This window comes from Marinobacter persicus (genome assembly GCF_002934325.1).
Classification (GTDB): Bacteria; Pseudomonadota; Gammaproteobacteria; order Pseudomonadales; family Oleiphilaceae; genus Marinobacter; species Marinobacter persicus_A.
On record NZ_PTIV01000036.1, the window covers coordinates 16,157 to 27,728 of the forward strand.

Here is an 11,572-nt window from a genome sequence, read left to right on the forward strand (position 1 = left end):
TGTTCAATGGAGACTGGGAGACAAGGCATTGATTGAAACGATCGAAAAATGGATTCGACAGGTTAGTCGGCAGCATGAGTCTGTCCGGCAGTCGTGTAGTCAATTTGCTGATGACTTTGAGGGTTACTTCGCGCCGGAGTTTCTGGCGCAGTGCCGCTTCGTGGTTACACCGAATATACCCACGCCAGACAACCGGCTTTTGAATCAGCTTGGGCTAGGCGGATTCTTCGGTGAAAACATGGTCGGCCTCACGCTGAACGATACCTACTACCTCCTGCCTTCGGTGGCCGAGAATCGGCGCATTTATTTCCATGAGTTGGTTCATGTGGTCCAGTGGCAACAATTGGGTGTTGGTGGTTGTGTGTCCCGGTATCTCCAGGAATACCGCCGCTATGGTTACGAGCATATGCCGCTTGAGCGGATGGCGTATGGGCTGGATGGGCAGTTTTCGTCCGGAGGGCCCGCCGTTGACGTCTGGAATCAGGTTAGAACGATTATCTGACCAGGCTTACCTTATATTCGCCACTCCAAACGGAATATGCACCATCGGGATGTTTCCGGCATCGGATTGCAGATGACTGCGCTGATCGTCAAAGAACATATGCGGTTTCAGGATGTTCAGAATCCGATCTTTCTTCATACCACCCAAAAAGAACACTTCGTTAGCATCCACTCCCCAGTGTTCCAAAGTGGTGATCACCCGCTCATGCGCCGGCGCGCTGCGGGCAGTGACGATGGCGGTTCGCAGGATGCGCTGGTATGACGGATCTTCTTTTTGGGCCTCATCTTCTAATTGCTGCAACAGAGACAGTTTGCGGAATAGGTCCGCCAATGGCCCGGGACTGTGGGGGATGCTGGCTTTGGAGGTTTCGTGCTCATGAAAGGCCTCCAGTTCACTGCCTTTGAATACACGCTCCGAGGCGTCGTCAGCAATCACACCGTCAAAATCAAAAGCGATGCGTAGCTCCCAGTCATCCTCGTCATCAACGACCTGGCTAGGCAAGACCGTGCCAGCCGGGTATTCGTAGTCGATGGCATCCAGCACGTCCCTTTCGTTGGATGACAGAAACAGCGAGGCGTTGAAGGCGGGAATGTAGGGGTAGGGCGATTTACCTTCCAGGAAGGCCGCCCGGGAAATGCCCAACCCATGATGCTCAATAGAGCGAAATACTCGTTTGCCAGTGATGGACGAATTGCGAGAGATCAGCACCACTTCAACTGGGGTCGTGTCCGGAAAGCGTCTATTAATGTTCAGAAACCGGCGCACAAACGGGAACGCCACGCCTTTATCGAGTGGAACGTCCAGGTGCTTTTCCTGGTAATCCCGATAGGCAATCGCCCCTTGGTCCTGAAATACCCGGTCCGACTCCGACAAATCAAACAGAGCACTGGAAGCTACGGCGATAACGAGTTTCTCTTCAATGGGGTAGGGCATAACGTGTCACGGGCCTCCTGAAGTTACGAACAATGCTTGCTTCTGACCATAGCGCGATTATCTGCTGCTAAGTAGAGCTGTAATGATTCCACAAGGCAGCGACGCTGGATGTCGCAGCCGAGTGGTAATTTACGGGTAAATGATTTGATAAGCCCAAGGAGGCCTTATGCTGAACATCTTCTACTGTCACGGCTTCGCCAGTAGTTTTGATCCCGGCAATTCCAAAGTCCAGACCTTGGCAAGGCTCGGCTCGGTCAGTGGCTGTAATATCGATTACACCCGCCGCGCCGATGAAGTGATCAGCCATGTGATCGAGCGCGGCAATTTCGCCAATGTGGATGTCATCGTCGGAACTTCTATGGGCGGTTGGTTGGCTACGGAACTCGGCTCGTCTCTGGGTATTCCGTTTGTCGCGATCAATCCCGCAGCGGATCCGTCCCAAACGCTGCGCAACTACATTGGCGCAGGCGAAGACTATCAGGGCAAGCCCTACACGCTCTCGGAATCTACTGTCGCCAGTTATTACCCCATCGCCAAAAATGGTTGCGGGCTGATTCTGCTGGACGAAGCCGATGAGGTGATTGAGGCACGGCACACTCAGCAAATGCTTTCGGAATACTATCAGGTAGAAGTGTTCGAAGGGGGTAACCACCGCTTTGCGCACATGGAAGAGGCGCTGCCGTTGATTGAATCGTTCCAGAGCGACGCAGAGGTTGTATATGGCCTGGGCGAGACCTGACTGTTCCGATTTATGATGTCACGGTGGTGCGACCTTAGTTGTCGTATTCCTTCGGTATCATAAACGCATCAAGCAATGGAGGGGGTATGAGCGAACAATCTTCTGCAGCGGCCTTGTCCCGGGCGTTATTTTATACCGACCCCATGAACACCTGTTGCCAGGAGAACGACTGCTTCGATGAATACGATGCCATTGCAGCGGATATCGCCGAGCGGCTAGAGAACGGTGTGTTCATCAATACCGCGCTGTTTGAAGCGATTCAGGATTGGTTTTATGACGGCCAAGAAGGCACCGTATCTGAGCGCAAGGTCCAGCCGGTCATTGAATGGCTGAACAAGGAGGGGAGCGATGGAAGCTGAGCTGAGAAAAGATATTAAAGCCGGCCTGAAGGGCAAAACGCCCCACGAAATCCTGAAAGCCATGGGGTATCCGCACCCGAGTGAGAAAAACATGCACCGCCTTGAAAACGTCCTGACCAGTAAAACGCTCGGTCTGAAGGATGGCGGCTTTGACTTGAAATACAGTACCCCCGAATTCCTGGTGGCGCTGAGCAAAGTGGCCAGGCTGGATGAGCAGGAAGTTCGTCAACGCATCGGGAACATTAATCAGGATGTGTCTGATGACTGGCAAGCTTTCAAGCCTTATATCTGGGTAGACACGCACTTTAAACGCACGACTCAGCCACTCTTTGCCCTGGCCGCGTGCGAATCCTTTCGGTACGTCTCGTTTCCAAAAGGCTTCTGGCAGCTGTCATTAGAGCAACAGTTAGCGAAAGCTCAAACCTTGGTGCGGGAGCATATGGCTGAAACCGATGGGACGTTAAAAATGTGGGGCGATATTCAGGAATATTGGTTCTTCTACGAGCCCCGCAAGGCGTACCGGCTGGCCCCCGATGGAGCGGTTCTAGGCAAGCACAACGGGCCAGTCTCTAATTCTGCTTCGGTTACTATCTGATGAGGAGTGAGTACACGTTACCGAAAAGCTCAATAACGCACTCACACCATCAAACTGTATGGTCCTTTTTTTAACCCAACGTGCCCCAAGCCATTCCGCCCTTTGACCGGTTATTTGGTCCGGCGGGAGCTCATTACCAATCTGTCGTCAGAACTGGCAGACTTAGGCAGCTAACGACTCGGAAAACAAGGAAGACAACCGATGTACGACCTGATCGGCGATATTCATGGCCACGCCGCCGAACTCAAAGCCCTCCTCACTAAAATGGGTTATCGAGAAATCGACGGCGTTTGGCAGCATGCCGAGCGCAAGGTCATCTTTCTGGGGGACTTTGTCGACCGCGGCCCGGAGCAAGTAGAAACGGTCTCCATCGCCCGGAATATGGTCGAAAACGGCCAGGCCTTGGCCGTCATGGGTAACCACGAATTCAATGCCGTCGCCTGGGCCCTGGAAGACCCGGACAATCCGGGTGAGTATCTGCGCCCACACACCGACAAAAACCGGGGCCAGCACCAGGCTTTTTTGGAACAGGTGGGTGAGGGCAGTGAACTGCACCAAAGCTTCATCGAATGGTTCAAAATGCTGCCGGTATACCTGGATTTACCGGAACTGCGCGTGGTGCATGCCTGCTGGGATCCGGCCTTCGTCAAACGCATTGAGCCCTACCTCGATTCCGAAAATCGACTACTCCCCACAGCCTGGAAAGCAACTGCCCGCAAGGGCACCGACGCCTACGAAGCGATTGAAACCTTGCTTAAAGGCCTGGAAATCCCGTTGCCGGGTGACCACCACTTTTTCGACAAAGATAACAACAAGCGGACCAATATCCGCGCCGAATGGTGGCAGCAGGGTGAATTGACATATCGTGACTTGGCTATGGTGCCCGGTGACCAAATCCACAGGATCCCTCACCAACCGGTGGCATCTCATATTTTGCCGGGATATGACGGTGAAAAGCCGCTATTCGTTGGCCACTACTGGATGCAAGGCGAACCTGCACCTCTGAACAAGCATATTGCTTGTCTGGATTACAGCGTGGCTGGGGATCGTGATGGAGGAAAGCTTTGCGGTTATCGCTATGCCCACGAGCGCGAATTGCGCGCCGAACATTTTGCATGGGTCACTACTGGCTGTTCTTGAATTGGCGAAAGGAAGGGGGGGGTGCGTCGATAGCTTTGGCGCATGTACCGACCTAATAATATTGAAAAAGTGAGAGAAGGTTTCATGGACTTAGATAATCAAACCTTTAGTGGGCGGAAACGTCACGTAGCAATCGGTGTGATCGTTCTGATTATCTTGGCCTCCTGGCTGAGCATCATCGACCACAAAGCAGAGGAATACGTCGATGAATCCACGGTCCAAGCGTTGGGGATTTTTGGCACGCTTCGCGTGACCAATGCGGCGATCTCTGTGATCAAGTCTGTGGAGGTTGATGCATTCGTGGCATCGGTACAGTTCGGCCAGATCCTGGATCCTGTTGACGATTTGATAGAAGACGCTTCTTCTATCTTAAAAATGGCCATAGGCTCCCTGATTACTCAAAAAATTCTGACCGAGATAGTCTCGACTACTTTTTTTAAGCTACTCATAACGGCTGCCGGTTTGTTATTGATTGCTTCACTTTATATACAGCAAGGCCGATATTCGGGGTTTCTGCTTAAAGCCTTTGCGTTGGTCGGAATGGCTCGATTCCTGTTTGTCTTAGTCATCTTTTTGAACGGTCTTGTTGACCAAGCGTTTATGGATGACAAAACAAAGACCCAGCATGAAAGTCTGAAAGAAGCTTCCAACAGTGTTGCGGCCATCGGGCAGCAGGCCAGTCAAGTCGATGAGCAGGATCCTGAAACTATCGAAATCAGACAGCAAATGAGGGATCTTGAGGAAGAAAGGGAAGCTCTACTCCAGACAATCTCGCAAACGCAGGAGCAAGTGGCCGATGCGCAGAGCGAGCTTGAGTCGTCTGAGTCGAAACTTACAGCACTCAAAGACGAACTCGGGCTCAGGGACCGGTACTTCTCTGAAAATCCCGAATATGAAGGCCAGAAAGCACAGGTCGAGCGTCGTGAAAGTGCACTGTCAGACTCACTTGATCAACTGGATGCCTACACCGAAAAGTTTGAGAACGTTGATGAAAAATTGGAAGATCTCAACGACGAGCTTCAGGGTGGGGGCAAAGGGTTCTTCGCCTCTGCCAAGGAGATGATGAATTTCGGGCAGATCAAGAATAAAACCGAGAAACTCATCGACTCCATGCTCAACCTGATGGCCCTGTTAACCCTGAAAGGGGTAATTATTCCAGTTATTTTCCTGGTATTGCTTCTTAAGGGCTTTCGGTACATCTGGGGTATCGACGCAAGAACCTTCGCTGGCCAACAGTGGCAGAGTGTGAAGTCGGAACTGGATTACCAGCCCAATACGGATTCATAAAGTTGATAAAGTCCGAGTGGATGATTTTGGTGGCTTCCTGAATCCGGTTTAGTCCGGTGGAGCCTTTAGATGCGTTGAAACGGCTTTTAGGGCCATAGCAAAAGGAAACGAAATGGACTTTCTGCTAGTCCCCGATGCACTTACCGCAAGCGAAATTCGTTACGCGCTTGCTACTCGCAACACCATGGGCGCCAAGGTTGGCAGCTTTTCCGTGCTGCTAGAAACCTTAGCGGAGCTGTGGCTGATTGAACCCAGCGAGCGGGACTGGAGTGTTGCCCTGCAGGAAGAGGCGCTTGCCATGGTTGATGCGTTCTGGGCAAAAAGCATACGGGTGGATGAACCTGCGACGGTCGGCGAGTTGACATCGAGCCTGCAGTTTTTTCTGAACCATATGCCGTTAGGGTCTCAGCTTAAAAAAATATCGGCCCCAGCCAACCGAAATCAGCATTACTACAACGACCTGGCTGAACTTGCCCGGCGAATTAGCGAACGCCCAGCTCCAGACCAACTCGCGGAACAGTGGTTTGCAGAACACAATGAGCTGTGCATCGAACCAGTCTATGTTTACCCGTTATGTGCCCAAGAAAACTTGTACCCTTGGCAGCGGCAAATTCTGGACTTACTAAAGTCGAAAGGCTGGTTGGCGCCTGAACCGGATAAATACACTTTTATCCCGACACCCGTACCAGCATCCGAGAACAGCCCAATCCAGCAGTTCGCCAGCACCCTGTTCCATCCGAAAAAAAGCATCATTGAACTCGAAAACCTTTACTGGCTGACCTGCCGCGATCACCTTCAAGAGGTAGAAGCCGTAACATCCATGGTGCAGGCCGCGGTCGAACAGGGCACGAAGCCGGAGAAGATTGCTGTCGTCGTACCAAAGGGTGGCGATTACGAACTCTGGCTGGAAAAACACTTTGAATACGCCGGATTGATCGCCAGCAATCTCCGGCCGGAATCAGGTGTGTTCGACTGGCAGTCATCGCTGATTCACGACTTGCTCACAAGCCTGGTTCAGCCAGACATCCCTATGGCGATGATGAGTGCCATCATCAATCCTCTAATGCCATGGGGATCCGGCCTCGGCCATAAATTGGCCGAGCGGTTCGGTAATGGCGATAAGCTTACGCTCGGAAATGAGCCAAGCCAGGAAGAAGAGGCCATGCTCCGGCTCCTTCAAAACCAGCCAGAGGAAAATTCAGCTGCGGTGCTGGATTGGCTCAAGAAGATCACTGACAACACCCAAAGTCCAAGAATGAAAGGCCTTGGCAAGAAGCGCATGAGGACCCTGTTAAGCAATACACGGCGCTTGATGGGCCTGTATGACGGGCAATCCTTCACTGATCAAATCAGCAACGTGATCCGGCAAACGCCAGTCACCACCCTGGAGTCCCAGGAAGACCGCATCCGTTACCTGCATGCTATCAATATCATCCGGGAAGGCGAGCCGCTTCCGTTCCAGGTAGAAGAACTCTTTGTGTTGGGTTTTAACCAAGGGCATTACAGTTATCAAGCGGAACACACCGGTCCCATCAACCGGGATGGCTGGGACCAGCTGGCGGTGGACGCACAGTTGGCCATTCCGACCGTTGAAGAAAGCCAAAAACTTTGGGAGGAACAATTTGCCGAGTTGATGAGAAGGGCCGATCGTCGCATTACCTTCCTGCGATCGCTGAACGACCATCAAGGTGCCAGCCTGGAACCCAGCGAAACCCTGCTGGATATGGCGTTGTGTTTCCAGCCCCTCGAAAAGCTCGACCCCGAACAGCTGGAGCAACCAGTTTTTCAGGCTGAACATTCTTTACTTCGTAAGACATCAGTGACGCTTGAACAACCCGTTCCCTCGGAATTGAAAGATCTGGAACTGGCACCGGAGTTGATTCAGCAAGCCCGGCTGAATCAAGACGGCACCCCGAAACCGGAATCACCAAGCAGCCTGGAAAAACTCATGCAGTCGCCGCTGGCGTGGCTGCTGTACCGGCTAGGCATCAAATCCCGACAGTGGGAGCCTCAAACTCCGGACATTTCCGTGCAGGGCACCATTGCCCATAAGGTGTTTGAGCTGTTCTATACCTATCAGAGCGAGGCCTGGAGTGAGGCATTGTTCGACAGCCTTTTCAATCAGGCGGTTCAGGAGGAAGCTGCGTTTCTGGATTCACCCCAGTGGCGGCTCAAACGTAACCGGTTACGCAACAGCGTGTACCGCGCCCTGAACGACTTTGCCACTTGGTGCCAGCGAGAAAACTGGACCATTTCTAACGTGGAACTGGAACTGCAGGGCCAGCTTTGGAATACGCGTTTGAAAGGTTTTGTGGATGCGGTGCTAACCAACGACAACCAAACCCTGATTGTCGATTACAAAACATCCAAGCATGGCAGCCGCTTGAAGCGGCTCGAAAAAGGCTATGAGCTACAAACCCTGATCTATCGGGAGCTGTACCTGCAGCAAAATAAAGGGAGTGAGGTCATGAGCGGCTACTACACCCTCAACGACACCACGTTGCTGACGGACCAGCACCTGAAACCCAGCGACCAGCTGAACGTGCTGCAGCCTGAGCCAGACCTTGTAGCCCAATCGGCAGAAGCCGTCACGCTGGTACGCGAACGCCTAAAAAACCTGCAGAGCGGCACCATCAAGCTCAACGAACGCACCGATGAAAAAGCCTGGAAAGACCGGGGAATTACCCCCTACGCACTAGCAGACAATCCCGTTATCAGCCGGTTCACCCGGAACGGGGAGGGCAACGCATGAGCCAATCCGCCATTCTGCCTGCCCAGCCTCTTACCCTTATAAAAGCGGGTGCCGGAGCCGGTAAAACCTATACCATCCAGAGCACTCTTGCCGACTGGATCAAGCAGGGCATCGTAAGAGCCGACCGGGTACTGGCCGTTACCTTTACCAACGATGCCGCCAACGAAATGCGCACCCGTATTCGTCTGGCGCTGCTGAAAGAGGGCATGATGGCCGAGGCTCGGCTGCTGCAGAAATCCAATATCTCCACCATTCATGCGTTCGGCCTCGAAATACTGAAATCTTTCGCCTACGAAGCCGGTAAATCCCCTGCGCCCAGGCAACTAACGGAGCAGGAGCAAGACTTTCTCCTGCGCAAGGCGATGGACCAGGTACAAGCCATCCAGCCTGTGTTGGACGATCTGGAACACTACGGATACAAAGGTGGCTACAAAGGTGAGGACTTCCAGGAAGCGGACGAACAGCTTACCGATACCATCCTCGCACTGATCAATAAACTCCGGTCACTGGGCAAAGGCTTCAACACAACGCCGGGTGAAGCCGACGCGCTGCTACGGCAAGCAAAAGACATCATTACCACCACCTACGGTCACGTGCAGAAAGACGGAACCCCGTATGCGGATGGGCTTTGGCAAGCCATTGAAGCCGTAAAGGCTGAATACCCTGACGGGAAAACCCTCCGCCACAAAGCTGAGTGGGGAAACAACGGCGATACCCGCGCCTTCGTTGACACCATTTATTCCGCCACACGGGAAAAACTGGATCGGGACTGGAAGCTTTGGGCTAGCCTGCAATATACCGATAAGCTGAAAAAAATTCGGGACAAACACCCACGCGCAGATTTGGCCGAACCGATCTGGAATGCTGCCGAAAAACTCAGTGCTCACCCTGGGCCCCTGAACGATGCACTGAAGCACATTGAGTGTTTGATCAACGGCGTATTGGAAACCCTGGCAGCATACCAGCACACCAAAGAGCAAGCCGGCCTGGTGGATTACGGCGACATGGTGCATCTGGCGAATGACATGCTGGAAGCTAACCCGGAATGGCTGGATGAAATTGCCGGTGATTACGATTGCCTTATCATCGACGAATTCCAGGACACAAACCCCCTGCAGTACGCTTTACTGCGCCGCTTCCAGGCCAGCAGTAAATACACGCTGATTGTGGGCGATCTCAAGCAATCCATCATGGGCTTTCAGGGTTCCGACAGCCGACTGTTTGCCGAATTGCTGAACGATGGGGAAAGGACCCCCGGAGTCGTCAAAGAGCTGGATAGCAACTGGCGCAGCACCCCCAAATTGATGGAGTTCATCAATGGTGTGGGTACCGCGCTATTCGGCAGCAAATACCAAGAGCTGGAGCCTAAAGCCGGCTATAAGTCTGATCTGCCGGCTGTACAGGTACTGCGATTCAGCAAAGACGACTGGAACTTGAACGCAAACGGGAAAAGCTCCAAACCCGGATTCACTGCTGAAGGCAACATTGCGCTGGCCAATCACATCAAGGAATTGCTCGGCAGTGGTAGCCAGATTACCGATCGCCATACTGGTGAAAAACGCCCGATCCGAGGCTCTGACATCGCTGTGCTGGCCCGGGGCCATTCCCGATTAGGGAAATTTGCAGAGGCGCTTCGCAACGTTGGGATAGAAGTGCAAATCCAGCAATCCGGTTTCTTGGCGTGCGAATCGGTGCAATGGGTATTAAATGCCCTACAAGCGCTGAACAATCGACGGGACCACTATGCCTGGTTGGATCTGCTCACCTCGCCGTTGATGGGTGGGCAAAGCACCGAAAGGCTCAGCGAACTGTTGGCCAGCTACGACCCGAAAACAGCTTTAAAGCACAGTCTACAGGATCTATTAGAGCCGCTTGGTGACTCATTGCGAAAGCAGCCGGTGAAAAACCAGTTGCTCAGAATCATTGAAGAAGCCCGTTTGTTTGAATCCCTGAATAACAACCCCCAAGGGCCTCAGTACCGAGCTAACCTGATCAAACTCATTGGGCTCGCTGAGGAGTTTGAAGTGCTACAACCTGAAACTCTCAACGCCATGGGGATTGCCGGCAAAAATGCATCAACCTTTCCGGTGTGGCTCAACGAAAACAAAGACAGCGTCGACGAGCAACCCACCGCAGATCCCCAAGCTGAAGAGGCTGTAGTGTTGAAAACCTGGCATTCCTCCAAAGGCCTGGAGTGGCCAGTGGTGATGGTGCTGGATGCGGAAAAAGCTAGCGAGCCGCGCTTTCCCAATATCAGTATGGCTTATCAAGACGGCGGCATCGATACCATGTTGAGGGATAGTTTTGTCAAGATATTGCCAAAGTTTGGTGACAAGTCGATCGAGGAGCAATTTGCCAAGCTAGTTGCTGAACAGCAGGACGATACAGACAGAAACCTTTATTACGTGGCCCTATCGAGGGCCCGAGAGCAGCTCATATTGCCTCGTTGGGAAGTCATTAATAAAGGCTGCATGCTAAGCTACATTGAGCCGCTGATAGCATCTAGAAATGAGAAGCAAAAAACCGCCATTTTCGAGGAATTAAAGGTTGCGCCATCTTCTGTTGAGCGGACATGTGATTTTTGTCAACCGTGTCAAAAAATCGTGTTACTCACCGAAGCTGATCGGCAAGCCAAAAGGCTAAAACACACCATTAGTCCATCTTTGGATAATCAAACTCAGCCAGTGGAAGTGCCGAAGATCAAAAAAATTAGGTATCGACCCGCCTTGGATCTTGATGGTTTTGCCCACATTCCAGCAAACGATTTGGGTGTGTGGGTACATCGTCTCTACCAAGTATTTTTTATGAGGCCGGAGATGCTTGAGAAGGCTTTGGCAATGCGTGCAGGGGGGCTCGAAGGGAGGGTGGCCCTGCAAGATGTGAAAGATCACTTAGACGCATTTATGAAGCAGATAGAAAAATTAATCGGTAAGGGCAAAAGTTGGAAGTGTGAGCTTCCTGCATTGGGCCAGAATGAATTAGGTCAAGTAGTCAGCGGTATGATCGATCTTATTGCTGAGGGGGAGATGCGAACATTGGTTATTGATCATAAAAGTAATCAATTTGTTTCCGAAAATAACTATTGGAGTCAATTGGCCGCATACCATTTTTTTTGGGAGGGGGCTGACCTTAATTTAAACTGGGTTAGACACGGCTTGCTAGAGCATGGAGTTACTAATGGGTGCAAAAGTAAGCGAACATCATTTATAATGTAGGTATTATTCGTCAACTTTATCGGATACCTACACTCATGCGCCATGATGAC

9 protein-coding genes are annotated in these 11,572 nt (G+C 52.1%); 8 read left to right on the forward strand and 1 reads right to left on the reverse strand.

Annotation, left to right across the window (positions count from 1 at the left end):
* Positions 1-28 precede the first annotated feature (28 nt).
* Positions 29-502, forward strand: a complete 474-nt coding sequence (locus tag BY454_RS14955) for a hypothetical protein (RefSeq protein WP_104417385.1) — start codon at positions 29-31, stop codon at positions 500-502.
* 6 nt (positions 503-508) lie between these two features.
* On the opposite strand, the gene BY454_RS14960 is transcribed toward BY454_RS14955, so the two are convergent.
* Complete coding sequence (locus tag BY454_RS14960; protein WP_104417386.1) at positions 509-1,435, reverse strand: 5'-nucleotidase; 927 nt, start codon at positions 1,433-1,435, stop codon at positions 509-511.
* A 166-nt stretch (positions 1,436-1,601) separates the two neighbouring features.
* On the opposite strand from BY454_RS14960, the gene BY454_RS14965 reads away from it, so the two are divergent.
* The 7 genes from BY454_RS14965 to BY454_RS14995 all read left to right on the forward strand — a co-directional run bounded on the left by BY454_RS14965 (position 1,602) and on the right by BY454_RS14995 (position 11,522).
* Positions 1,602-2,174: a YqiA/YcfP family alpha/beta fold hydrolase gene (locus BY454_RS14965; protein ID WP_104417387.1), complete on the forward strand. Its 573-nt coding sequence runs from the start codon at positions 1,602-1,604 to the stop codon at positions 2,172-2,174.
* Between the two features lie 86 nt (positions 2,175-2,260).
* Positions 2,261-2,533, forward strand: coding sequence for a hypothetical protein (locus BY454_RS14970; protein WP_104417388.1), 273 nt, complete (start codon positions 2,261-2,263; stop codon positions 2,531-2,533).
* Complete coding sequence (locus BY454_RS14975; protein ID WP_104417389.1) at positions 2,523-3,128, forward strand: hypothetical protein; 606 nt, start codon at positions 2,523-2,525, stop codon at positions 3,126-3,128. The genes BY454_RS14970 and BY454_RS14975 overlap by 11 nt, the downstream gene beginning before the upstream one ends.
* Before the next feature lie 201 nt (positions 3,129-3,329).
* Positions 3,330-4,268, forward strand: coding sequence for a metallophosphoesterase (locus BY454_RS14980; protein ID WP_104417390.1), 939 nt, complete (start codon positions 3,330-3,332; stop codon positions 4,266-4,268).
* Positions 4,269-4,352: 84 nt separating this feature from the next.
* On the forward strand, positions 4,353-5,555 hold the full coding sequence (locus BY454_RS14985) for a hypothetical protein (protein ID WP_146082722.1): 1,203 nt from the start codon (positions 4,353-4,355) through the stop codon (positions 5,553-5,555).
* Between the two features lie 112 nt (positions 5,556-5,667).
* Entirely contained in the window at positions 5,668-8,307 is a 2,640-nt protein-coding gene (locus BY454_RS14990) for a PD-(D/E)XK nuclease family protein (protein WP_104417392.1), read from the forward strand.
* Positions 8,304-11,522, forward strand: a complete 3,219-nt coding sequence (locus BY454_RS14995) for a UvrD-helicase domain-containing protein (protein WP_104417393.1) — start codon at positions 8,304-8,306, stop codon at positions 11,520-11,522. Before BY454_RS14990 ends, BY454_RS14995 begins: the two co-directional genes overlap by 4 nt.
* The last annotated feature ends 50 nt before the right edge of the window (positions 11,523-11,572 follow it).